The following is a 22,722-nucleotide window of genomic DNA, read 5'->3' as shown; positions in this document are numbered from 1 at the left end:
GCGAGACGCGCTTTGATACCCTTTAGCCCTCGAGCTGCTCGCTCACTTCAAGCCAGGAGGTTTCGAGCTCGTCGATGGTGGCTTTCACCTGCGCGATCTTTTCCTGCTGGGCCTCGAGCGCCTGGTAATCCGTAGGGTCGATGTCCTGGAAGGCAGCCTGGAGCTCCTCTTCGCGCCGGCGCTGGGTTTCGATCTTACGCTCAAGCGAGGAGGCCTCTTTGCGCAGGCGCTGCCGCTCGGCGTTCGAAAGGGCGGGCGCACCGTTCGCGTCGTCTGCGGGCTTGGCGGGAGAGGAGCTCGGGGAGCCGGAGCGGGCGGCGTTGTGGCGGGCGGGCGCGCTGCCTGTGCCCACAAGGCGCAGGTATTCGTCGACGCCGCCGGGCACATGGCGCAGATGCCCGCCGATGAGGGCATACTGCTGGTCGGTCACACGCTCCATGAGGTAGCGGTCGTGCGTGACCAGGATGAGCGTCCCGGGCCAGCCATCCAGCAGGTCTTCCACGATGGCGAGCATGTCGGTGTCAAGGTCGTTGCCCGGCTCGTCCAGGATGAGCACATTGGGCTCCTCGAGCAGCGTGAGCAGCAGCTGGAGGCGACGCTTCTGTCCGCCCGACAGGTCGCCGATGCGGCTCCACAGTTGCTTGGTGGTGAAGTCGAGTCGCTCAAGCAGCTTTTCGGGGCTCGTCTCTTTGCCGTCGACCACATAGACGCGCTTGTAGCGTGAGAGCACCTCGCGAATGGTGAACTTCTCAAGGGGTTTCAGCTCGTCAAGCTGCTGGGAGAGCACGCCGAAGCGCACCGTCTGGCCGATCTTCACGCGGCCGGTCAGCGGTTTCAGGCGTCCCTGGATCACGTCGAGCAGCGTCGACTTTCCGGCCCCGTTTTCTCCCAGCAGGCCAAAGCGGTCGCCTGCGCCGATGAGCCACGTAATATCGTCGAGCACCGGATGGACCACGCCGGATTGAGATTGCTTTGAGCCATCTGGCCCGCCGGGCTGGTCGGCGTAGCCTGCCGTCACATCGATGACGTCGATGACCTGCTTGCCCAGACGCGACACGGCGAGGCGTTTGAGCTCGAGTTCGTTTCGCAGCGGCGGGACGTCGGCGATGAGCTCGCGAGCCGCCTCGACGCGAAACTTCGGCTTCGTGGAGCGTGCCTGGGCGCCGCGCGAGAGCCAGGCGAGCTCTTTGCGCGCCATGTTGCGGCGGCGTTCCTCGGCGACCTGCGCCATGCGGTCGCGCTCGACGCGCTGAAGGATGTAGGCCGAGTAACCTCCCTCGAAGGGGTCGACCTTGCCGTCGTGGACCTCCCACATGGACGTGCAGACCTCGTCCAAAAACCAGCGGTCGTGCGTGACCATGAGAAGCGCGCCCACTCCCGCCTGCCAGCGGGTCTTGAGGTGCTGGGCGAGCCAGTTGATCGTGCGCATGTCCAGATGGTTCGTGGGCTCGTCGAGCATGAGGATGTCGTAGTCACCGATGAGCAGGCGGGCAAGGTCCACGCGACGCCGCTGGCCGCCCGACAGCGCGCCCACGGTGCCTTCCCAGGGCACATCGGTGATGAGGCCGTCGAGGATCTGCCGCACGCGAGCGCTCGACGCCCATTCGTATTCCGGCAGGTCGCCCACGACGGCGTGATGAACGGTGTCGGTGTCCGCGAGCGAGTCCTTCTGTCCAAGAAGGCCCACGCTCACGTCGCGACGCCTGGTGACGCGGCCCTCGTCGGGCTCCTGGCTTCCGGAGAGCACCGAGAGCAGCGTGGACTTGCCGTCGCCGTTGCGCCCGACGATGCCGATGCGGTCGCCCTCGTTCACGCCGAGCGTCACGCCCTGCAGCACATGTTTGGTTGGGTATTCAAGATCGATGCCATCGCATCCAAGCAGAATCGCCATGAGACCGTTCCTTTTCTAGAGGCGCCGTCGGCACCTCGATGCGTTATCCCAACCATCCTAGCAGACCGGGCGACGGGCAGGTTATGCAGGCTCGTTGCAGCATCGTGCTCAATGGGTCGTCAGCGTGCTTCGAGGCTGTCCGTTGGATACAATGAGTCGGGCTAAAGGGCTACCACGAGTGGAGGACGATGTGATCAAGGCCGCGTTTTTCGACATCGACGGCACGTTGTTGAGCTTTAAAACCCACGGGATGCCGCCTTCGACGCGGCGCGCGCTCGCTCGCCTGCGCGAGAGGGGGATCAAGATCGTCATCTCGTCGGGGCGTCCGTCCTACCAGCTTCCCGAGGAGTTGCGCCAGGGCTTCGATGCCTATGTGTCGCTTTCAGGGCAGCTGTGCTATGACGAGCACGGCATCTACCACGAGAACCATATTCCGCGCCGCGATGTCGAGGCCGTCGTCGACCGGGTCAAGGCAGGCTGCTTCGACGTGCTGGTCATGCAGCGCGACCGGGCCTTCGCCAATGAGCTCAGTCCGCGCGTGACCCAGACGGCGCAGAATTCCGGCCTTGTCTACGAGCAGGATGACATCGACCACGCTTTCGATGCGCCGGTGTATCAGTTCTGCATGTTCGTTAGTCCGGAGGAAGAAGGGGAGTACCTGAAGCTCATCCCGACGCTTGAGCATACGCGTTGGACGGACCTCTTCTGCGATATCCTGCCTGCGGGCGGCGGCAAGAAGGTGGGCGTTACGGCGACGCTCGAGCGCTTCGGCATCTCCCCGGACGAGGCCGTCGCATTCGGTGACGGAGAAAACGACCTGAGCATGTTTGACGCGGTGGGAACCGGCGTTGCCATGGGAAACGCGTGGGATGCCGTCAAGGAGCGCGCCGACATGGTGACCGACGACGTGGACCACGACGGAATCTGGAACGCCTGCGAGAAGCTGGGGATGCTGTAGCCGGCGCATAAGGCCGGCGCGCGGCGTGGCCGGCCTGCGTGCCTGACACGCGGCGCGCGCGACCGCTCGGCAGCCCTGCCCCCGTTTTGTTCCGCCGCCGGTAACATATGGTCATCCTGTTAGCGCCTGGATTATCGCAGGGGGTTCGGATAGAGTAAGCTTGAGTTAACTAACAGGGGAGCGACGAGCTACCCTCAAGCTTGCGAAAGGTCCGCCCATGACGACCCTCCACGAATCAGGCGAGGATTACCTCGAGGCCATCTTGATGCTGCAGATCGAGCGCGGCAGCGTGCGCTCGGTCGACATTGCGGCGCGGCTGGGCGTCACCAAGGCGAGCGTCTCGAAGGCCATGGCGAACCTCGAGGCGCGCGGATATGTGGAAATGATCAAACGCGATGTGCGGCTGACCGATGCCGGCCGTGAGGTCGCGGAGCGCATGCTGGAGCGTCACGAGTTCTTCTGCAGCCTGCTTGTGGCTGCGGGTGTCGAGGCAGATCGCGCCGCCGAGGAAGGCTGCCACATGGAGCACTGCCTTTCGGATGATTCGTTTCACAAGCTTAAATCGTACCTATCGGATCTTTCGCCGCGATAGGTCAGGGCTATAGGCCTTTCGGCACGGGTATGACGTTTCGTTACACCGCTCATCGGCCGGGCCCACGGTCGCGACCGCGTGTTCGGCGAGGCACACGGCATGACCGTCGCCCTCCGACAGCTTTCCATTATGTGCCGCCCACATTCATATGAAAAAGGCGCCGGCTTGCGCCGACGCCCTAGACGTATCTATGCTTCGTGTGTTGCGGGCGTGCCTCTACAGGGCACAATCCACCGCAACTATTTCATGTGCGTCGGAGTGTAGCCGCTGTCGTTGCCCGTATCCGCGTCGTCCTTGTTTTCCTTGTTCTCGCCTTTTAGGTTGGGGATGATGCGCTTTACGATCCAGAAGATGGCGACCACCACGACGATGGCGATGATGACGTATTTCACGACGTCAGAGACCCAGTTGGCCTGCTCGGTCACGGTCTCCCACGCGCTGCCGGCGGCGGCGCCCAGCGAGCACAGCACGGTGTTCCATACCGCAGAGCCCAGAAGTGTGTAGATGGCGAACTTGACCATGTTCATGCGCGCCACGCCTGCGGGGATGGAAATGAGGCTGCGTACGATCGGCACGAAACGGCAGATGAGTACCGAAACCTGGCCGCGGCGGTCGAACCAATCGATGGCCTTGGCGATGTCTTCGCCCTTGAATCCCAAAAGACGCATGGGGCGCGTCTCGAAGAAACGCATGAGGCGGTCACGATTGAGCACATAGCCGATGCCGTAGAGGATATAGGCGCCGAAGACCGACCCCGCGGTTGCCGAGACGATGACGAGGGGCAGGACCATGTCGGTCGTGGTGGTGAAAAAGCCCGATAGAGGCAAGATCAGCTCGCTGGGGATGGGCGGAAAGATGTTCTCGATGAAGATGAGCGCGCCCACCGCGAAGTAGCCGAACTGATTGATGAAATTGAAGAACAGGTCTTCCATGACGCTCCTTTGATCGGATGCGCCCCTTTGCGGCGCATTTCCGTGCTGTGGGAAGTGTAGCGGAAGAGGGAAGGGTAGAGCGGTTTTCCACCGTACCCCCGCATAGGGCTTACCGTTGCGTTACGCGCGGTTTCGTCATTTTGGTTGTACTTATTATTACAGCATATATAATAAATAGCATAAAAATACGGAAAGGGGTTCCATGCGCGCTGCCGTGTCCGAGACGAGCAAGAATGCCATTCGTCGCATACTGTGGGAGGGGCGTGCCTGCAGCAAGCGCGAGCTGTCGCGGCTGACCGGGCTTTCTGTTGCGACGTGCAACGGGGCCCTCAACGAGATGGAGGCTGCAGGAGAGGTCGTGCTCACCGAGCGCGTGCAAGGCCGTGCCGGCAGAAGCGCCGCACTCTATCGCGTGAACGAATCGGCGGCGCCGATCCTTGCGGCCTACTGCGAGCTTAAAGGCGGAGAGCGCGTACTGTCCCTGCTGGTCGTGTCGGTGACGGGGCGTGTCCTTGCGCGCAGCGAGGAGCGCCTGGGCTATCTGGATGCCCGGGCTCTGGTCGATGCCTTAGAGCACGCGAGGACACAGCATCCCGAGGTTGTTCAGGTGTCCCTTGGGGTGCCCGGCATCATACAGGGAAGATTTGTGCGCGACTGCGACATCTCTGAGCTCGATGGGGCCCCGATCGTCTCCCTCGTCGAAAACGCCCTTGGCCTGACGACGGTGGCGGGAAACGACATGCACACCGCGGCATATGGCCTGTATCGCGAGCTTGGCATCAATGACGAGGTCGTGACCGTCGCGTATTTCCCCGAGGGCGTTCGCCCGGGAACGGCGACCGTCTATCGAGGCGTTGTCGTGGAAGGTGCGGGAAGCTTTGCCGGCATGGTGGGATTTGTCCCGGCGGAGCGCGGCGGCCGTCTTGAAGCTCCCGAGCCTACAGACTTCACAGCGCCTTGTCCGGAGCTGGTGGCACATTGCCTTGCCTCTGTGGTGACGGTGGTTAACCCCGACCTCATTCTTTGTACGGGCGAGCTCGTAGACGAAAAGACGCTCGAGGAAGTCGATGGCTTGCTGGCGTCTTGGATTCCGCGCCGCTATCTGCCGCAGTTGGATTATCGGGACAACATGGAGAACGGCTATGTGCGCGGTCTCGTGGCGCGGGCGCTCGACGCTCGGCTGGAGGCGGGCGCGCTGCGGGCCGCGCCGCTGTATGGGGTGGAATGACAACGACCTACCTAAGTGGGAAAGGATGGGCCATGACCGAAAAGGACAAGCGCGACCAGGGACGTTGGTACGACGCGAATTTCGACCGCGAGCTGCTTGCCGAGCGCATGGAGGCCGAGCGGGCGGTCTTTCGCCTCAACGCGCTGGCACCCGACCAGGTCGATATGAGGCGCAAGGTTCTCGATGGGCTTCTCGGAAGCCTTGGCCGCGATGTCGAGCTGCTCACTCCGCTCAACGTCGATTACGGCTACAACGTTCATATCGGCGACGCATCGTTTGTGAACCATCATGCGTACCTCATGGACGGCGCGCCCATCACAATCGGAAGCCACGTATTCATCGGCCCGTATTGCGGTATGTACACCGCTCAGCATCCGCTTACGGCAGAGGAGCGCAACGCGGGGCTGGAGCGCGCGTTGCCCATCACGGTTGAAGACGACGTCTGGCTTGGGGCCAACGTGACGCTTCTGCCCGGCGTGACCGTCGGACGCGGAAGCGTGATCGGGGCTGGCAGCGTGGTGACGCACGATGTGCCTGCGGGAGTGATCGCAGTGGGCAATCCGTGCCGTGTGCTGCGCCCGATAACCGATGCCGATCGACCGCAATAATTGCGTTTGTCACACATGTCGCCGCACATAATAGGGGCGGTTCCCGGGCTTGTGCTCTGGGGAACCGCCCCTTCGTGGCGCTTATCGTCTGGAGGCGACTTAAGGCATCGCGCGGGTGAGCGCCGCGTGCCTGTGCCGCCCTAGCGCTGCTCGACCTTCATGCAGCGCATGGCGTTCAGGATGGCGATAATCGCCACGCCCACGTCGCCAAAGACCGCAAGCCACATGTTCGCAATGCCGACCGCAGCCAGGATGAGAATCGCTATCTTCACGCCGAGCGCGAAGACGATGTTCTGCCACACGATGCGCATGGTTTTGCGCGAGATGCGCATGGCGCAGGCGATGTTCGACGGCTTGTCGTCCATGAGCACCACGTCGGCGGCCTCGATGGCAGCGTCCGACCCCATGGCGCCCATGGCAATGCCCACGTCGGCGCGCATGAGCACCGGCGCGTCGTTGATGCCGTCGCCCACGAAGGCGAGCTTGCCATCGCCTTGCTCGCGTGCAAGGAGCTGCTCGACGGCGTTGACCTTGTCCTCGGGCAGCAGCTGGGCTTGGAATTCGTCGATGCCCAGCTCATCGGCCACGGCCTTTGCCACGTCGCGTCGGTCGCCGGTAAGCATGACGCATTTCTTGACTCCGGCTGCATGCAGGTCGCGTATGGTTTGGGCGGCGTCGTCTTTCACCACGTCGGCAATGACGATGTGGCCGATATAGTGGCCGTCGACCGTCACGTGCAAGATGGTGCCGGTGAGCTCGCACTCGTTCCAACGGGCGCCGTGTTCGGCCATGAGCTTGTCGTTGCCCACGAGAATCAGATGTTCATCCACATGGGCCGAGACGCCGTGGCCCGACTCCTCATGCGCGTCGCGGATGCGCTTCTGGTCGATGTCGCCGGAGTATGCCTGCTTGATGGAAACGGCGATGGGGTGGTCCGAGAACGCCTCGGCATATGCAGCGCTTGCAAGCAAACGATCGGGGTCGACGCCCTCTTCGGGATGCACGGCCACCACGTTGAAGGTGCCGTTGGTGAGGGTACCGGTCTTGTCGAAGACCACGGTGTCAACCTTCGAGAGCAGCTCGAGGTAGTTGGAACCTTTGACGAGGATTCCTAGCTTCGAGGCTCCTCCGATGCCGCCGAAGAAGCTGAGGGGCACCGAGATCACAAGTGCGCAGGGGCACGAGACCACTAAGAACGTCAGGCCGCGCAGCACCCAGTCGCTCCAGGGGCCCATGCCTGCGAGGGGAGGAATGATGGCGAGGGCAAGTGCCGCGAAGACGACGACAGGGGTGTAGACGCGGGCGAAGCGCGTGATGAAGTTTTCGGTCTTGGCCTTTTTCTCGCTTGCGTTCTCCACGAGCTCCAGGATGCGCGAAACCGTGGACTCGCCGAACGGTTTAGTGGTCTGGACGTGCAGCATACCCGTCATGTTGATGCATCCCGAGATGACGCCCGCGCCGGCCTCGACATGGCGGGGAACGCTCTCGCCGGTGAGGGCGGCGGTGTCGAGCTGGCTTACTCCCTCGACGACCACGCCATCGATCGGCACGCGTTCGCCGGGCTTTACCACGATGACGTCGCCCACCTGCACCTCGTCGGGGTCAACCTCTACAAGCTTGCCGTCGCGCTCGATGTTGGCGTAGTCCGGTGCGATATCCATAAGAGAGCTAATGGACTTGCGGCTTTGACCGACGGCATAGCTTTGGAAGAGCTCGCCGACCTGGTAAAACAGCATGACGGCGCAGCCTTCGGCCATCTGGGGCTCGGTGTCGGGGAAGAGGATCGTGGCAAAGGCGCCGATCGTGGCGACCGTCATAAGAAACGCCTCGTCGAATGCGTCGCCGCGGCGGATGTTGTGCCACGCCTTTTTGAGGACGTCGTGGCCGGCGATGAGGAAGGGAATGAGGTAGAGCACGAACGCTGCATAGACTTCATACGGGCCAAAGATGGCGTCGAGCGCACCAAGCTTTTCGGCCGCCATGATGACGGCGAAGATGGCGATCGCAAGGATGATGCGGTTTCTCCAGCGGATCTGCTTTTTGTTCATGACGGATTCACCTTCTAGATGACGGGGCTACATAATCGGGCAATGTGTGACGTGTGTCCCAGCGGCTGTATGGGCGCCGCGGTCGGACGCGGGGCGGCGCTAGCGAAGGATTTCGCAGTCGGGCTCGATGTCGGCGGCCAGCTTCACGACGCGTTCGAACACGTCGTCGAAGGACGCGTCGTCGGCGGTGAGGGTAAGCTTCTGGGTCATGAAGTTCACCGTGGCCTTTTGGACTCCTTCGAGCTTGTTGATGGCGTCTTCGAGCTTGCGAGCGCAATTTGCGCAGTCGATCTCGTCGAGCTTGTAGGACTTACGCATGGTCGTTCCTTTCATGAGGCCTTTGAGGGGGCGGGATTGCGTGACATGTGGTGCGAAGGCAGGTCGAATCGGGTCCGGCGCTATTCGCAGATATGGTTCATGCCCTGGGCAAGCATGGTGTGCACGTGATCGTCGGCAAGTGAGTAGATGAGGCTGCGCCCGTCTCGGTCGAAGCGCACGAGGCGCGCCTGCTTGAGAATGCGGAGCTGGTGCGAGACGGCGCTTTGGGTAGCGCCGATGGTTTCGGCAATGCTGCCCACCGAGCGAGGCTCATCGAAGAGCGAGTAGAGGATTTTGATGCGCGTGGTGTCGCTGAACACTTTGAAGAGGTCTGCAAGGTCATAGAGCAGCTCTTCATCGGGCATGCAGCATTCCTTTGCTTCGTCGGGGACAGGGGGTTCCTGGTCAGCCATCGTGTTCCTTTCTCGTATGAACAGATGTTCATGTGTTTGTTAATTGCGATTATATGAACACGCACTCATATGTCAAGAAACTTGTTTGATCAATCCGCTACCGGTTGGAATTGCTGGCAAGCGGTTCGGGGTTGCGCATGGTGCTGGATTGAAAAAAGCGTTGTGTTCGGGGCTGCAAATGGTGTCAGATCGGGAATGGCGTTGTGTGCGGCGCCAAGTCGGGCTCGGACTGCTTGAGGGACTCTCTTACAGGTATGTGCATTGGTAACGTAAGGTGGGCGGACAGCCGCTACGCGGCTGTCCGCCCACTGCTCGATGCCAGCATGAGGCCTTGGCGGCCTCGCACTTGCTGCGAAAGGGTACGTTGCGGGCCGCTCGCACCTAGTTATGCAAAGATTCATGAAATAGTGGCCGGAATATGCGCGCCTTATCGAGGCGGAATTATAAGAAATCAAACGAGTGGTCAATTTACCCACTGAGGTAGTTTTTTCTGCAAAGGTTGGCCGGCGACCGGTGCGGCCATGCCGGGCAAAAGAAGTAAATTTCATTCTTCTGAACGTTCACGGGTTCGTTCGTACAGCCAGTTTTGGAAATGAGGGCCATGCGGGTGCCCGTAAACGCAATGCATACTGATTGTGAAAACTACTTCAGTGGGTAAATTGACCACTCGTTTATGTTTTAGCGATTTCGAGCGGCGTTTGGCTTGAAAAGGGTGGGTTACAAACCGTGTGGGCTTCAGGTTCCGGCGCTTCACGGGCGCCGCTTTGGCGCGAAAGACGCTACACTCGAATCACCCATTGCAACGACAGCCAGAAACGGAGCACTATCACATGATCATCGAGCAGCATGCCCTCTGGGGAGACGAGTCCACCGCGGAGCATCCGGCGACCTATACCGCCTACTTAGCAGATGCGCTTCCCGGCAAGCCGGACGAGCGGCGTCCCGCCGCTGTCATCTGCGGGGGAGGGGCGTTTCAGCGTGTTGCCGAGCACGAGCAGGAGCCGGTGGCATTTGCATTCCTTAACGCTGGCTACCAGGCATTCGTGCTCGATTATGTGACGAACTCCACCGGCGATGTTTCTTATCCTGCCCCTGAGGCCGATCTGGCGAAGATGCTCGCGACGGTTCGCGCCAACGCTGAGGCATGGCGCGTCGACCCCGATAAGGTGTGTGCCGTCGGCTTCTCTGCGGGCGGTTTTATATGTGCCTCGGTCGCGACGTCGTGGAAGGACCGCGATTTTGCTTCTCTCGTAGGTGACCGGCCGGAGCGCATCCGCCCCGATGCCGTGGTGCTGGGATACCCGCTCATCGATCTGCGCGTCACGCGCGATGAGCGGACGCGCGACCCTCGCATTGACTTGCGTGTGCCCAAGACGGGCGGCAAGACGGGGCGCGACCTGCTTAACGACTATCTATCGATGGTCGTGGGTGGCGAGGCGACCGAAGAGCGTCTGAAGGATGTCTGCCCCACAACCCACGTGACGCGCGATGTCCCGCCCACCTTCGTGTGGGGTACGGCCGACGACAAGACCTGCCCCATCGTCCAGGTCCATGCCTTCGCCGCCGCGCTGGCACGCGAGGGCGTGGCGCATGAGGTCCATGTGTTCGATCAGGGAGGCCACTGCCTTTCGGTCGCAAACCGCAACACCTGCTTTGAGAACGAAGAGCAGCAGCGAGCCGTTGGCGCTTGGTTCGACCTCGCATGCGCGTTCCTTGCGCGCCAGGGCGTCGCGTAGCGCTTGGCACGCGATTTCTTTCGCAGCGGTTTCGCGGCGTGACGGTAGCACTTGACCGCCGGGGGCGCGGGTAGCTTTCCTGGTATCGACGGGCGAGGCTGGGCGGTTTGCTTGTTCCTGTGGACGGCGCCTCCAGCTTTGGCGTATCGGCGAGCGGCGCGCGTGGCCTTGCCAACGGCGCTGCCGCCGGCCGCGTCGCCCGTACGCTACACTGGCACGTGGACAACCCGTCAACTAGGAGGTCGTCATGTGGGCATATGAGAGTACGTTCTACCAGATTTATCCCATCGGGTTCTGCGGCGCCCCGCGCGTCAACGACGGCGAGTGCGCGCCGCGCATACGCAAGGTTGCCGAATGGGCGGACTACCTTCAGGGCCTCGGCGTCGGTGCCGTCCTGCTCAACCCGGTGTTTGAATCCAGCACGCACGGCTACGACACGCGCGACCTACACCGCATCGATTGCCGTCTGGGAACGAACGAGGACTTCGCTGCGGTGGTCGAGACCCTGCATGAGCGCGGGATACGCGTGGTGCTGGACGCTGTGTTCAACCACGTGGGGCGAGAGTTCTGGGCGTTTGCAGACGTGCGCGAGAAGCGATGGGATTCTCCGTACCGCGACTGGTTCTTTACGAACTTCGACGGAAACTCTGCCTTTAACGACGGTTTCTGGTATGAGGGATGGGAAGGGTGCTTCGACCTTGTGAAGCTCAACCTGCGCAATCCCGAGGTCGTTGAGTATCTGTTGGATTGCGTGCGTTCGTGGCGCTCCCAATTTATGATCGATGGCCTGCGTCTGGACGTGGCGTATTCTCTCGATCACGACTTCATGCGTCGTTTGCGCGGCGTCGCCAATGAGCTTACGGCCGCATCCGGTCCCGAGCACGAGTTCGTGCTCATCGGCGAAACGTTGCACGGCGACTACAGCCAGATCGTCAACGACCAGATGCTGCACTCTTGCACGAACTATGAGTGCTACAAGGGCTTGTATTCGAGCTTCAACAGCAAGAACATGTTCGAGATCGCCCATTCGCTGCATCGCCAGTTTGGCGGCGACCCGTGGTGCATCTATCGCGGGCTGCACCTGCTGAGCTTCGCGGACAACCACGACGTCACGCGCTTGGCGAGCATCCTTACCGACCCTGCGTGCATTCGCCCTGCGTACGGCGTGCTGTTTGGCATGCCGGGCATTCCGTGCTTGTATTACGGCAGCGAGTGGGGCCAGACGGGCGTGAAGGGCGCCCACGACGACTGGGACCTGCGTCCATCGTTCGACGAGCCCGCCCCCAACGAGCTCACCGATTATATCGAGCGGCTCATTGCTGCGCGAACAGGAGGTGGCGCTGGGTCGCGGGCGCTGTGCTACGGCGCATATCGAAACGTAGTCATCACCAACAAGCAGCTGCTGTTCGAGCGTGCGGTCGATGCCGCAGATGGGCAGGACGCCGAGTGCGTGCTTGTTGCGGTCAACGCCGTGGACGAGCCGTTTGACCTTGCGGCCGGAGAGCTCGCAGGCGACTTCTATGACATGCTGGGCGACGAGGGGGAGGGTCCCATCCATCTGGACGGCACGCTCTCGCTCTCCCCGTATGAGACGCGCTATCTTCTGCGCGCATAACGCTGTCCCCGGGGAAGCGCGCCAGCCCGACGTTTTCGTCGGCTTGACGTCTTTCCCGGGGACATTGTGGAACAAGGGGGCGTCGAGGGGGCTTCCGGAGGCCTAATTGTCCTCGAGGCCGCCGGTGTAGAGCTGCCAGTAGCGGCCGTGCTGCGCCATGAGCTCGTCATGGTTGCCGCGCTCGATGATGCGACCGTGGTCCATGACCATGATGCAGTCGGCGTTTTTCACTGTGGAGAGACGATGTGCGATCACGAACGTGGTGCGCCCCGCCATGAGGGCGTCCATGCCGCGCTGCACGATCTCTTCGGTGCGCGTGTCGATCGATGAGGTCGCCTCGTCCAGGATGAGCGCCGGCGGGTCGGCCACGGCGGCGCGGGCGATGGCCAGCAGCTGGCACTGCCCCTGCGACAGCGAGGCGCCGTCGCCCGAGATCACCGTCTGGTAGCCCTCCGGCAGGCGGCGGATGAAGCCGTCCGCGCCGGCGAGCTTGGCCGCAGCGATGCACTCTTCGTCGCTTGCTTCCAGGCGGCCGTAGCGGATGTTGTCCATGACGGTGCCGGTGAACAGGTGCGTGTCCTGCAGCACGATGCCGAGGCTGCGGCGCAGGTCGCCCTTGCGGATCTTGTTGACGTTGATGCCGTCGTAGCGGATCTTGCCGTCATCGATGTCGTAGAAGCGGTTGATGAGGTTCGTGATCGTGGTCTTGCCTGCGCCCGTCGATCCCACGAAGGCGATCTTCTGGCCGGGCTCGGCAAACAGGCTGATGTCGTGCAGCACGCACTTCTCGGGCGTGTAGCCGAAGTCCACGTGGTCCATGACCAGCGCGCCCTCGAGCTTGTGGAAGGTGAGCGTGCCGTCGTGGTGCGGGTGACGCCATGCCCGGGTGCCCGTGCGTTCCTCGCACGGTTCGATCCCTCCGTCGGCGGTCTCGCGGGCGTTCACGAGCGTCACGTAGCCGTGGTCCTCCTCGGGCTTCTCGTCAAGCAGCGAGAAGATGCGTTCGGCGCCGGCGGCTGCGGTGGTCACGAAGGTCATCTGCTGCGAGATCTGCGTGATGGGCTGCGAGAAGTTGCGGTTGAGCGTGATGAAGCTCACAAGCGCGCCGAGCGTGAGGCCCGACAGGCCGTTGATGGCCATGAAGGCGCCCGCGGCGGTGATCAGCACGTAAGAGAGGTTCCCGATATTGGCGTTGATCGGCATGATGATGTTCGCGTACTTGTTGGCTGCAAACGAGCTCTCGCGCAGCTGCTCGTTCACGCGGCGGAAGTCCGCCTTGGTGTCCTCCTCGTGGCAGAAGACCTTCACGACCTTTTGGCCGTCCATCATTTCCTCGATGAAACCGTCGACGGTGCCCAGGTCGCGCTGCTGCGCGGCGAAGTAGGTTCCCGACAGGCCCGAAATGCGCTTGGTGACGACCAGCATGATGACGACCATCGCAACCGACAGCACGGTCAGCGGAACGTCGAGCGTCACCATGGAGACGAAGGTCACCACCAGCGTGACGAGCGAGTTGACCACCTGTGGCACGGTCTGGCCGTACAGCTGGCGCAGGGTGTCCACGTCGTTGGTGTAGATGGACATGATGTCGCCGTGGGCGTGCGTGTCGAAATACTTGATGGGCAGGCTTTCCATGTGCTCGAATAGGTCGTCTCGCAGCGAGCGCATGGTGCCCTGGCTGATCGTGACCATGAGGCGGTTGTAGACGGACGAGGCGACGGCGCCCACGACGAGGACAGCGGCCAGGCCGACAAGATCGCCGAACAGGCCGGAGAAGTCGGTGCTGCCACTGGCGAGCATGGGTGTGATGTAGTCGTCGACCAGGGTCTGCGAGAACAGTACCGAATAGGCGGTGACGATGGCCGAGACGATCACGCAGCACACAACGATGACGAACGGCAGACGGTAGTGGTCGAGCATGTACCCAAGGGCGCGGCCCAGCGCCTGGAACGAGAACGTGGCGGATTGTTTGGGCTGCTTGGTGGAATCATGAGTGCTCTGTGCCATTGCCTATGCCTCCTTTCGGGCAGAAGGGGTGGATGCAGCGTCGGCAGAGGCGCCGGGCTGTGCTGCGGCGCCGCTTGCCTGGATGTCGAAGTCTCCGCCGCCCTCCATCTGCGATTCGTAGATGGAGCGATAGATGTCGTTGGACTCGACCAGCTCATCGTGCGTGCCTACGGCGTTGATGCGGCCACCTTCGAGCACGATGATCCGGTCGGCGTCGGCAACGCTCGAGATGCGCTGGGCGATGATGATCTTGGTCGTGCCGGGGATGTAACGGGCGAAGGCCTCGCGGATCTTGGCGTCGGTGGCGGTATCGACGGCGCTCGTGGAGTCGTCGAGGATCAGCACCTTCGGCCGCTTGAGCAGGGCGCGGGCGATGCAGAGGCGCTGCTTCTGGCCGCCGGAGACATTGGTGCCGCCGCGTTCGATGAAGGTGTTGTAGCCATCGGGCATCTGGTCGATGAACTCGTCGGCGCAAGCGGCGCGGCAGGCTTCTCGGCATTCCTCGTCGGTCGCGTCGTCGTTGCCCCACCGCAGGTTCTCCAAGATGGTGCCCGAGAACAGGACGTTTTTCTGGAGCACCATGGCGACGCCGTTGCGCAGCGTATCGAGGTCGTAGTCGCGCACGTCCCGGCCACCAACGCGTACGGTTCCCGAGGTGGCGTCATACAGGCGGCAGATGAGATTCACCAGGCTCGACTTGCCCGAGCCGGTGCCGCCTATGACTCCGATCGTCTCGCCCGAGGCGATCTTCAGGTCGATGTCCTGCAGCACGTTCTCGCCCGTGCCCTGACCGTAGGCGAAGTTGACGTGGTCGAACTCGACTGAGCCGTCGGCAAGCTCATGGACGGGCTGCTTGGGGTTTGCGATGTCGGGTACCTCGTCGAGCGCTTGGCTGATACGACGGATGCTTGTCATGCTCATGGTGAGCATGACGATGATCATGGAGAGCATCATGAGGCTCATGAGCACCTGCATGATGTAGCTGAACATGCTGGTGAGCTGGCCGGTCGTCATGCTGCCGGCCACCACGAAGCGCGCGCCGAACCAGGAGAGGCCCAGCACGCAGGCGTAGACCGCAAGCATCATGATGGGGTTGTTGAACGCGACGAGGCCTTCAGCCGAAACGAAACGCTTGTACAGCGTGTCGACGGCCTTCTTGAATTTGCTGTTCTCGTAGGCCTCGCGTACGAACGCCTTCACGACGCGGATGGCGCCGATGTTCTCCTGGACGCTGGCATTCAGGTCGTCGTAGGTGTCAAATACGACGGTGAAGCGCTTGTTGGCCTTTACCATGATGACGCCGAGCGCGAGCGCCAAGAAGATGATAGCGACACCGAAGACCCAGCTCAGGTGTCCGGAGATACTGATTGCCGCACACAGGCTCGAGATGAGCATGATGGGCGAGCGCAGGCCGACGCGCAGGCACATGAGCACGGCGTTTTGGACGTTGGTGACGTCGGTGGTCATGCGGGTGACGAGGCCTGCGGTGCTGAACTTGTCGATGTTGGCGAACGAGTAGGTCTGCACCTTGTCAAAGACCGCTTCTCGCAGGTTGGCGGCTACGCCGGTCGAGGCGCGTGCGGCGAACGCGCCCGACGCGGCGCCGAAGGCGAGGCTGGCGAACGCCATGACGATCATGATGAGGCCGTAGCGCCCGATAGCGCCCATGTCTCCGGTCTCGACGCCCTGGTCGATGATGAACGCCATGACGAAGGGCAGCAGCACCTCCATGAGGACCTCGCCAACGGTGCACAGCGCTGCGAGCGCAGCGTCTTTCGTATAGCGACCGAAGCAGGCGAAGATGTGATGCATGTCATACCTCCTTTGGGGTTTTGGTTTTCAGCAAGGCGGTACTAGTATTCACGCATTACATCTGCATCTATCTGTCATTTCTTCTATAACTAATAGGAAATGGTTATAAGTAATATCTATATACATAATGGTATGCAGGCACGCACGAGCAGAACCGAGGTGAAAGGGGCCGCATGAACACGATGCAGATCTCCTGTTTTGTCGAGGTGGCGACGCAGCTCTCCTTTTCCAAGGCGGCCTCGTCGCTGCATGTGTCGCAACCGACGGTGAGCCATCAGATCAAGGCGCTCGAGGACGAGCTGGGCTGCGCGCTGTTGACACGCAGCACTCGTACGGTGCGTCTGACCGACGAGGGCATGAGGTTCCTTGGGTACGCCTACGAGATGCTGGACCTCATGGCGCGTTCCCAGCGCGACCTGGCACACGGGCGGGCCCGCGACATCTCGACGATTCTGAAGGTCGGGGTACACGACGGCATGGAAGCGCAGCTCATAGCGCCCGTACTGCGTGCGTTGCGTCAAGAGCTGCCACGGTTCGATCCGGTGCTGCGCATGGGGGCGGAGTCGGCGTTGCGCGATATGCTCGAGACCGGAGGCGTCGACGTGGTGCCAGAGTACCGTGACCCGAAGGAGCACGCGCAGAGCGCGACGACGTATTGCGGCGTCTGCGAGATGCCGGTCGTCTGTGTCTGTTCGACCGACCACCCGCTTGCGCTCGCTGCGTCTGCATCGGTGCGCGTTTTAGACCTCGTGACGGCGGGACGTATGGCCGTCGGTGACCCTCACCACTGCGCAGCGCCGCTCGTGCGCGCCCAGCGGCAGGTAGCGATGGAAATGGAGACCGATCACGTCATGATGGGGTCGAACATCGAGGTCTGTATGGCGCTCGCCCGCGCCGGCGTGGCGTTTGCGCTCATGCCGCAGCTTCCAAAGATGGCAGGGTCGGACCTGTGCACGATTCCGGTCGAGGACATCGACCCGATCGGGTTCGGTGTGCGCGTGCGGCGCGGCAGGCGCTCCGAGCTCGTCGACCGCTTCATTGCGGCGCTGGGGAGGGAGTTCCGGTCTTGATGCCTTCTGCGGCGATGTGCACCTTTCAAAACTGTCACCTGGCCGTTTGTCCGTATCGGTTCCTTTTCGCCGCGTGATGCCGCACAATGATGATGGTGGACGGAGGTGACGATGCGCATCCTGCTCAAGGTGGTCAAACGAGTCCTGATTGCGGCGGTCCTGCTCGCCGTGGCGGCATGCGCCGTGACGGTATGGCACGGATACGACCTGTATCGAGATGCCCTGGCTCACAAGAGCATCGAGCAGGCGGTGGCAGACCTCCGCGCCGAGCCGGGATATACGCCGATCGACGACTTGCCGACGGTGTACGTGGATGCGGTGGTCGCTGTGGAGGACCATCGCTTTTATGAGCACGGCGGCATCGACGTCATTGCCATCGGTCGAGCTGCGGTAAACGACATCCGTACGTTGAGCCTCCGCGAGGGCGGCAGCACCATCACGCAGCAGCTGGCAAAGAACCTCTTTTTCACGCAGGAAAAGCGATTCTCGCGCAAGGTCGCCGAGGTCTTTATGGCGTTCGACCTCGAAGCCGCCTTCACGAAGCGCGAGATTCTCGAGCTCTATGTGAACTCGTCGTACTTCGGCGACGGCCTGACCGGAATCGGACAGGCGTCGCGGGGGCTGCTGGGGAAAGACCCAGCGGAGATGAACGATTACGAGTGCACCCTCATGGCGGGCCTGCCCAACGCTCCGAACGTGTTCTCGGCGGACCCGGAGGCGGCCGCCGCTCGACAGCGTGTGGTGGTGCGCCAGATGAAGAAATACGGATTCGATCCGGGCACGGCGGGGTAGGGCCAGGCGAAAGGAGAAGGCATGGCGACACCGGACTTCATCGTTGAGTTGCGGAAGGGCATCGGTCACGACCTGCTGTGGCTTGTGGGCGTGACAGCCTTTGTGCAGGATGGGTCGGGGCGCCTGCTGCTTGGACGCCGGGCGGATACAGGCGAGTGGGCTCTTGTCTGCGGTATCAACGAGCCGGGTGAGGAGCCGGCCGACACCTGCGTGCGCGAGGTCTTCGAGGAGACCGGCGTCGACGTGGAGCCTGTGGCGCTCGCCGCCGTCAAGGCGGCGCAGCACGAGACCGTCTATGCCAACGGAGACCGCACCATGTATCTTGACCTGCTATTTGTGTGCCGCCTGCGCCCGGATGGGGCGGCAGAGCCGCGGGTGAACGATGACGAGAGCCTGGATGTGGGATGGTTCGACCCCGACGATCTGCCCACACCGCTGTCCGCATCCGCTGTAGGGCGCATTGCGCGGGCGCAGCGCTATCTCAAGCTTGCGGCCGCAGGCGATGCGCAGGCGCTGTTTTGGGGTGGTGCGAATGAGGCCTCGTCATAGCCCTATGACAGCTGCGGGGATAGCTCCCATGCATACGGCAAGCGGCCCCGGCCAGAGGCGCGTCGTCGCAGGCAGGGCCGCTTGGGTGGGTGTTCGGGATGTCACGGAGATGGTCAAGGCGCTTCTGCAAGGTCCCGTGTCTATTGCTTTGAGCTCACGTAGCTTTCGTCAACGGTGATCTTGCAGATGGTGCGCGGATAGTGGTCCGACACGATCCGCGAGATGCGCTGCCGTAGCTCGTCCGGCGAGAGCGGCAGGTCGTGTGGGCGCACGCAGTCAAAGATCACGTTGGTGTGGGTGGGCCCGGGTACGGTGCGCAGGTCGTGGATTGTGAGGCGCTCGTCGATCTGCTTGACTGCCCGATTGATCCAGTTGCGCATGTCGTTGACCTGCGGGTCGTCGGTCACGATGGGGTCGTAGTGCAGCGTCACGATGAGCCCATCCTCGTCCTTGAAATCCTGTTCGATGTTATCGATGAGGTCGTGGCTCTCCATGGGGTCGGCCTCGGCGGCCATCTCTACGTGCGCGCTCGCGAACTGGCGGCCGGGACCGTAGTCGTGCACCATGAGGTCGTGCGTGCCGAGCACGCCCGGGTAGCTCATGATCTTGTCGCGAATATGTGCCACGAGCTCCGGCGAGGGCGCCTGGCCAAGCAGGGGGTTGATGGTATCACGGACAAGGCCGACGCCGCTCCATACGATGAACAGGCCCACACCGGCACCGGCCCAGCCGTCCAGGTCGATGCCCGTGACCTGCGATATGCAGGCGCAGACAAGTACAGCCGCGGTGGAGATGACGTCGTTGCGCGAGTCGACGGCGGTCGCTTCGAGCGTGTCGGAATCGATACGGCGGCCGATGGTGCGGTTGAACGCCGCCATCCAGAACTTCACGAGTATGGACAGAAGGAGCACGACGACAAGCGCTGCGGAGAATTCCGCCGCCTCGGGATGCAAGATCTTGGTTACGGAAGACCATACGAGGTTGATGCCGATGGCAAGGACGAGCGCTGCCACCACGAGCCCGGCGAGGTATTCATAGCGGCCGTGTCCGTAGGGGTGCTCTGGGTCTGCCGGACGGCTTGCCAGCTTGAAACCGAGCAGGCTGACGATGTTGCTCGATGCGTCGGACAGGTTGTTCACGGCGTCCGCGACGATCGAGACCGAGCCCGAGGCGAGGCCGATGATTCCCTTTGCCAGGCAGAGGGCCAGGTTGCAGAGGATGCATACGATTCCCGCCAGCTGCCCGTATGCGGTGCGCACCGCAGGGCTCGAGGTGTTTTGGGCGTCGTGCACGAAGTGTTTGACAAGCCAGTTGGTCATGGCCGCCTCCAGATATGACGTTTGATGATGGCCGGGGCTCTGAGGTTCGTCCGGCCCGGAGCGTTGTTCAAAAACAGGTATTCTAGCACGCTGGCGCGTCGCTCGAGGCTATTCAGCGTGTCGCGTCATGTTGAAACATGGCCTGTGACGTGGCGATATGAGCACGGCGACCGAGGGGTCCCAGACGTCGCGCTTCTCGGTGCGGGCAGATTCTCTGTTCGCTTGCGCCTCGACGGGGTTAGAGTTTTATCCGTTACAACATGTGCGCGCCGTACCCGCTGCCGGCGCGTCGTCACCGGTAGGGGGTCCCGTGGAGTTCCAGTTCGTTGCCTCGCAGATGCTTATGGTCTCGTTGCCCATCCTGTTGGGCTGGGCCGTGCACAAGCTGGGTTTCCTCGATGACCAACTCGACTCGGGGCTCTCCCGCCTCGTCATGAACATCGGTCTGCCCTGCACGATTCTCTCATCGCTGGGCAGCACGCCCGTCTTGCCCGAGACGGGCGTCATGCTGCTCATCATGGCTGCGACGTTGGCGACCTATGTGGTCGCGATCGTGATCGCGGTTGTGGTCACGGCCGTCTTGCGGGTTCCCGACGGCTCACGCGGCGTCTATCAGTTCGCCATGGCGTTTGGCAACTGTGGCTTCATCGGTCTCCCGGTCATTTCAGCGATTTTTGGCGATGAGGCGCTGCTCTATGCTGCGATCTCGCTCATTCCTGCCAACTTCGCACTGTTCAGCGCTGGTGCCATCATGTTCGACGCCACGTCGGAACAAGGGCTTGCCCGCCGCCTGCGCCACGCCATGGGGTCGCTCAAGAGCCCTACGCTCGTCATGAGCGTGGTCGTGTTCGTGCTGGCCATGCTGGGCATCAGCGACCTCGGTCTGATAGGCGACTCGGTGTCGATCGTGGGGCAGATGACCACGCCGCTTGCCCTGCTGGTCACCGGCTCTTCGCTTGCTAACTACCAGCCCCTTGCCATGCTGGGCAACTGGCGCGCCTACGTGGCGTGCGCGGCGCGCCTGTTGATCATCCCGCTCGCGAGCCTGGCGGTGGCTCGCCTTTTCCCGCTCGACACCTACCTGCTGGGCATTGTGGTCATCGACTGCTCCATGCCGGTTGCGACGGCGGGAATCCTCTTTTGCCTCCAGCACGACCGCGATGTCATGCCCATGCTTCAGACCACGTTTCTCTCCATCATCGGCTCGATTGCAACGATTCCGCTCGTGACGGTGCTCATCGGGTCGTGATGTCGCCGCACTATTCGCCGTCGAGGTGGTAGTAGCGTCCCAGCGCGTCGGCTGCGATGATGGCGTCGCACACCATGGCGGGCGTGACCGCGAAGGGGAGGTTGCCCATGGTGTCGGTCGCGGCGCAAGCGCGTTCGGCGACGGGCATCAGGTGGTCGCGCGAGGCATCTTCCACGCCGAGGTCCGCAAGCGTCGTAGGTAGGCCGACTTCCATGCAGAAGCCTAGGACCTGCTCTATGGTCTCGGTGGGGGCGTCTTCCAGCACCAGCTGTACGAGCGCGCCGAATGCCACCTTCTCGCCGTGAAGCATCGCGTGTGTCTCCGGCAGCAGCGTAAGGCCGTTGTGAACGGCGTGGGCCGCCGCGAGGCCGCAGCTTTCAAAGCCGATGCCCGAGAGCAGCGTGTTGGCTTCGATGACGTGCTCCACGGCCGGTGTGAGGCAACCTGCCTCGACGGCGAGCTTCGCCTTCACGCCGTCGGCCATGAGGGTGTCGTAGCACAGGCGCGCCAGGGCAAGAGCCGCAGCCGTTGCCTGGCCGCCTGCACAGGTGCTGCCGTCCGCGTCGACCGACGCCTTGGCTTCGAAATAGGTTGCGAGCGCGTCTCCCATGCCCGAGACGATGAGGCGGGGCGGGGCCGCGGCGATGACGGTGGTGTCCATGAGGACCACGTCGGGGTTGGCGTTGAGATAGAGGTATCGATCGAAGGCCCCGTCTTCGGTATAGATGACGGAGAGCGCGCTGCAGGGCGCGTCCGAGGATGCCGCCGTGGGGCAGACGATCACGGGCGCGTTCAGCTGGTAGGCCACGGCTTTCGCGGTGTCGAGCACCTTGCCGCCTCCAATGCCGGCGATGACGTCACAGCCTGCTGCGCGCGCCACCTCGCCCAGCCGTGCGATCTCGGTGTCGCAGCACTCGCCGTTAAAGGCCTCGAGTGCCACGTCGGCGGAAGAGGACTCGAATCCGCGGCGCACCTTGTCGCCGATGCGCTCGATGCCGGACGGCGTCGACAGCGCCAGGACCTTGCTGCCCAAGGGCTCGACGTATCGGGCAAGTTCGGCAAGGGCGTCTGGACCCTGAACATACTTGCCCGGGCTGTTGTAGATGCGTGCCATGTGCGGCTCCTTTCGGCATTGCTTGCAACGTGTTCACTGTACCCCACGGATGTGCCGCGCCGAGGTTTCGTGCGCCCTATGCGTGAAGAGCGCGCGTTTTCGCGCGCACCAGCGCGCACCGTCTTGCTCGACGCCTGCGGGCACGGCCCAGAGAAACACTGATCAAAGGCTTGCCCTAGAGTGCGGAATCGTCGGTGTCGATGAGCTTCTCTTCCACGAACCAGAGCTTGCCCGTACGCCACAGGTAGGTGGTGACGCCTCCGAAACGCAGGGTGTAGCGCACCCCCTCGTCCCCTCCGATGCTGCCCTTCGTGTGGCGCATGTCCAAGATCTCGTCCACGGGATACGAGATCTTGTTGCTCCAGTCCACAGAGATCGGTCGCGCCACGCCGGCGGTGTCCACTTTGAGCGTCACACCCACATAGCGCTTTCTCCTGTGCATGACACGCCTCCCAAGTCCGTGGTGCATCC

At 62.5% G+C, this 22,722-nt stretch carries 20 protein-coding genes; 10 read left to right on the top strand and 10 right to left on the bottom strand.

Annotated elements, in window-relative coordinates; all coding sequences use genetic code 11:
• Positions 1–22: 22 nt before the first annotated feature.
• Positions 23–1,891, bottom strand: a complete 1,869-nt coding sequence (locus B5F33_RS06175) for an ABC-F family ATP-binding cassette domain-containing protein (protein ID WP_087410926.1) — start codon at positions 1,889–1,891, stop codon at positions 23–25.
• Positions 1,892–2,069: 178 nt separating this feature from the next.
• Here B5F33_RS06175 and B5F33_RS06170 point away from each other — a divergent pair, with 178 nt between their 5' ends.
• Together B5F33_RS06170 and B5F33_RS06165 are read left to right on the top strand one after the other, a co-directional pair.
• A complete protein-coding gene (locus tag B5F33_RS06170; protein WP_239284882.1) occupies positions 2,070–2,849 on the top strand; it encodes a Cof-type HAD-IIB family hydrolase in 780 nt (259 codons plus the stop codon).
• A 217-nt stretch (positions 2,850–3,066) separates the two neighbouring features.
• Entirely contained in the window at positions 3,067–3,441 is a 375-nt protein-coding gene (locus B5F33_RS06165; RefSeq protein WP_087410925.1) for a metal-dependent transcriptional regulator, read from the top strand.
• Between the two features lie 239 nt (positions 3,442–3,680).
• Here the strand turns inward: B5F33_RS06165 and B5F33_RS06160 are convergent, their stop codons facing one another.
• Entirely contained in the window at positions 3,681–4,373 is a 693-nt protein-coding gene (locus tag B5F33_RS06160) for a DedA family protein (protein ID WP_087410924.1), read from the bottom strand.
• A gap of 202 nt (positions 4,374–4,575) precedes the next feature.
• Between B5F33_RS06160 and B5F33_RS06155 the strand changes: the two genes are divergently transcribed.
• Together B5F33_RS06155 and B5F33_RS06150 are read left to right on the top strand one after the other, a co-directional pair.
• Complete coding sequence (locus B5F33_RS06155; RefSeq protein ID WP_087410923.1) at positions 4,576–5,601, top strand: ROK family transcriptional regulator; 1,026 nt, start codon at positions 4,576–4,578, stop codon at positions 5,599–5,601.
• Between the two features lie 32 nt (positions 5,602–5,633).
• A complete protein-coding gene (locus B5F33_RS06150; protein WP_087410922.1) occupies positions 5,634–6,209 on the top strand; it encodes a sugar O-acetyltransferase in 576 nt (191 codons plus the stop codon).
• 140 nt (positions 6,210–6,349) lie between these two features.
• Here the strand turns inward: B5F33_RS06150 and B5F33_RS06145 are convergent, their stop codons facing one another.
• The 3 genes from B5F33_RS06145 to B5F33_RS06135 all read right to left on the bottom strand — a co-directional run bounded on the left by B5F33_RS06145 (position 6,350) and on the right by B5F33_RS06135 (position 8,988).
• Positions 6,350–8,257, bottom strand: coding sequence for a heavy metal translocating P-type ATPase (locus B5F33_RS06145; protein ID WP_087410921.1), 1,908 nt, complete (start codon positions 8,255–8,257; stop codon positions 6,350–6,352).
• A gap of 99 nt (positions 8,258–8,356) precedes the next feature.
• On the bottom strand, positions 8,357–8,575 hold the full coding sequence (locus B5F33_RS06140; RefSeq protein WP_087410920.1) for a cation transporter: 219 nt from the start codon (positions 8,573–8,575) through the stop codon (positions 8,357–8,359).
• Positions 8,576–8,655: 80 nt separating this feature from the next.
• Entirely contained in the window at positions 8,656–8,988 is a 333-nt protein-coding gene (locus B5F33_RS06135) for a metalloregulator ArsR/SmtB family transcription factor (RefSeq protein ID WP_087410919.1), read from the bottom strand.
• Positions 8,989–9,818: 830 nt separating this feature from the next.
• Between B5F33_RS06135 and B5F33_RS06130 the strand changes: the two genes are divergently transcribed.
• Positions 9,819–10,724: an alpha/beta hydrolase gene (locus tag B5F33_RS06130; protein WP_087410918.1), complete on the top strand. Its 906-nt coding sequence runs from the start codon at positions 9,819–9,821 to the stop codon at positions 10,722–10,724.
• 247 nt (positions 10,725–10,971) lie between these two features.
• Positions 10,972–12,339: an alpha-amylase family glycosyl hydrolase gene (locus tag B5F33_RS06125; protein WP_087410917.1), complete on the top strand. Its 1,368-nt coding sequence runs from the start codon at positions 10,972–10,974 to the stop codon at positions 12,337–12,339.
• A 102-nt stretch (positions 12,340–12,441) separates the two neighbouring features.
• Here B5F33_RS06125 and B5F33_RS06120 read toward each other — a convergent pair whose 3' ends face one another.
• Both B5F33_RS06120 and B5F33_RS06115 read right to left on the bottom strand, forming a co-directional pair.
• Entirely contained in the window at positions 12,442–14,346 is a 1,905-nt protein-coding gene (locus B5F33_RS06120; RefSeq protein ID WP_087410916.1) for an ABC transporter ATP-binding protein, read from the bottom strand.
• Positions 14,347–14,349: 3 nt separating this feature from the next.
• On the bottom strand, positions 14,350–16,158 hold the full coding sequence (locus B5F33_RS06115) for an ABC transporter ATP-binding protein (RefSeq protein ID WP_087410915.1): 1,809 nt from the start codon (positions 16,156–16,158) through the stop codon (positions 14,350–14,352).
• 173 nt (positions 16,159–16,331) lie between these two features.
• Here B5F33_RS06115 and B5F33_RS06110 point away from each other — a divergent pair, with 173 nt between their 5' ends.
• The 3 genes from B5F33_RS06110 to B5F33_RS06100 all read left to right on the top strand — a co-directional run bounded on the left by B5F33_RS06110 (position 16,332) and on the right by B5F33_RS06100 (position 18,569).
• Positions 16,332–17,228, top strand: coding sequence for a LysR family transcriptional regulator (locus B5F33_RS06110; protein ID WP_087410914.1), 897 nt, complete (start codon positions 16,332–16,334; stop codon positions 17,226–17,228).
• Between the two features lie 111 nt (positions 17,229–17,339).
• Positions 17,340–18,020: a biosynthetic peptidoglycan transglycosylase gene (locus B5F33_RS06105; protein ID WP_087410913.1), complete on the top strand. Its 681-nt coding sequence runs from the start codon at positions 17,340–17,342 to the stop codon at positions 18,018–18,020.
• 21 nt (positions 18,021–18,041) lie between these two features.
• The gene (locus B5F33_RS06100) at positions 18,042–18,569 is read left to right on the top strand and encodes an NUDIX domain-containing protein (protein ID WP_087410912.1); all 528 of its coding nucleotides are present in this window, start codon (positions 18,042–18,044) and stop codon (positions 18,567–18,569) included.
• Positions 18,570–18,709: 140 nt separating this feature from the next.
• On the opposite strand, the gene B5F33_RS06095 is transcribed toward B5F33_RS06100, so the two are convergent.
• Positions 18,710–19,888 (bottom strand): cation diffusion facilitator family transporter, encoded by a 1,179-nt coding sequence (locus tag B5F33_RS06095; RefSeq protein ID WP_087410911.1) that lies wholly within the window; start codon positions 19,886–19,888, stop codon positions 18,710–18,712.
• 310 nt (positions 19,889–20,198) lie between these two features.
• Between B5F33_RS06095 and B5F33_RS06090 the strand changes: the two genes are divergently transcribed.
• The gene (locus B5F33_RS06090) at positions 20,199–21,137 is read left to right on the top strand and encodes an AEC family transporter (protein WP_158095322.1); all 939 of its coding nucleotides are present in this window, start codon (positions 20,199–20,201) and stop codon (positions 21,135–21,137) included.
• Between the two features lie 10 nt (positions 21,138–21,147).
• Here B5F33_RS06090 and B5F33_RS06085 read toward each other — a convergent pair whose 3' ends face one another.
• Together B5F33_RS06085 and B5F33_RS06080 are read right to left on the bottom strand one after the other, a co-directional pair.
• A complete protein-coding gene (locus tag B5F33_RS06085; protein ID WP_087410909.1) occupies positions 21,148–22,251 on the bottom strand; it encodes a glycerol dehydrogenase in 1,104 nt (367 codons plus the stop codon).
• A gap of 175 nt (positions 22,252–22,426) precedes the next feature.
• A complete protein-coding gene (locus B5F33_RS06080) occupies positions 22,427–22,693 on the bottom strand; it encodes a hypothetical protein (protein WP_143757956.1) in 267 nt (88 codons plus the stop codon).
• Positions 22,694–22,722: the final 29 nt, after the last annotated feature.

The organism is Collinsella sp. An2 (genome assembly GCF_002160065.1).
Classification (GTDB): domain Bacteria; phylum Actinomycetota; class Coriobacteriia; order Coriobacteriales; family Coriobacteriaceae; genus Limicola.
This window is presented reverse-complemented; position numbering and strand designations above follow the sequence as displayed.

Bases quoted from the DNA above. Each gene is read 5' to 3' on its own strand.
- B5F33_RS06175 (WP_087410926.1), bottom strand. From the start codon at position 1,891: ATGGCGATTCTGCTTGGATGCGATGGCATCGATCTTGAATACCCAACC.
- B5F33_RS06165 (WP_087410925.1), top strand. From the start codon at position 3,067: ATGACGACCCTCCACGAATCAGGCGAGGATTACCTCGAGGCCATCTTG.
- B5F33_RS06160 (WP_087410924.1), bottom strand. From the start codon at position 4,373: ATGGAAGACCTGTTCTTCAATTTCATCAATCAGTTCGGCTACTTCGCG.
- B5F33_RS06155 (WP_087410923.1), top strand. From the start codon at position 4,576: ATGCGCGCTGCCGTGTCCGAGACGAGCAAGAATGCCATTCGTCGCATA.
- B5F33_RS06150 (WP_087410922.1), top strand. From the start codon at position 5,634: ATGACCGAAAAGGACAAGCGCGACCAGGGACGTTGGTACGACGCGAAT.
- B5F33_RS06145 (WP_087410921.1), bottom strand. From the start codon at position 8,257: ATGAACAAAAAGCAGATCCGCTGGAGAAACCGCATCATCCTTGCGATC.
- B5F33_RS06140 (WP_087410920.1), bottom strand. From the start codon at position 8,575: ATGCGTAAGTCCTACAAGCTCGACGAGATCGACTGCGCAAATTGCGCT.
- B5F33_RS06135 (WP_087410919.1), bottom strand. From the start codon at position 8,988: ATGGCTGACCAGGAACCCCCTGTCCCCGACGAAGCAAAGGAATGCTGC.
- B5F33_RS06130 (WP_087410918.1), top strand. From the start codon at position 9,819: ATGATCATCGAGCAGCATGCCCTCTGGGGAGACGAGTCCACCGCGGAG.
- B5F33_RS06125 (WP_087410917.1), top strand. From the start codon at position 10,972: ATGTGGGCATATGAGAGTACGTTCTACCAGATTTATCCCATCGGGTTC.
- B5F33_RS06120 (WP_087410916.1), bottom strand. From the start codon at position 14,346: ATGGCACAGAGCACTCATGATTCCACCAAGCAGCCCAAACAATCCGCC.
- B5F33_RS06115 (WP_087410915.1), bottom strand. From the start codon at position 16,158: ATGCATCACATCTTCGCCTGCTTCGGTCGCTATACGAAAGACGCTGCG.
- B5F33_RS06110 (WP_087410914.1), top strand. From the start codon at position 16,332: ATGAACACGATGCAGATCTCCTGTTTTGTCGAGGTGGCGACGCAGCTC.
- B5F33_RS06105 (WP_087410913.1), top strand. From the start codon at position 17,340: ATGCGCATCCTGCTCAAGGTGGTCAAACGAGTCCTGATTGCGGCGGTC.
- B5F33_RS06100 (WP_087410912.1), top strand. From the start codon at position 18,042: ATGGCGACACCGGACTTCATCGTTGAGTTGCGGAAGGGCATCGGTCAC.
- B5F33_RS06095 (WP_087410911.1), bottom strand. From the start codon at position 19,888: ATGACCAACTGGCTTGTCAAACACTTCGTGCACGACGCCCAAAACACC.
- B5F33_RS06085 (WP_087410909.1), bottom strand. From the start codon at position 22,251: ATGGCACGCATCTACAACAGCCCGGGCAAGTATGTTCAGGGTCCAGAC.
- B5F33_RS06080 (WP_143757956.1), bottom strand. From the start codon at position 22,693: ATGCACAGGAGAAAGCGCTATGTGGGTGTGACGCTCAAAGTGGACACC.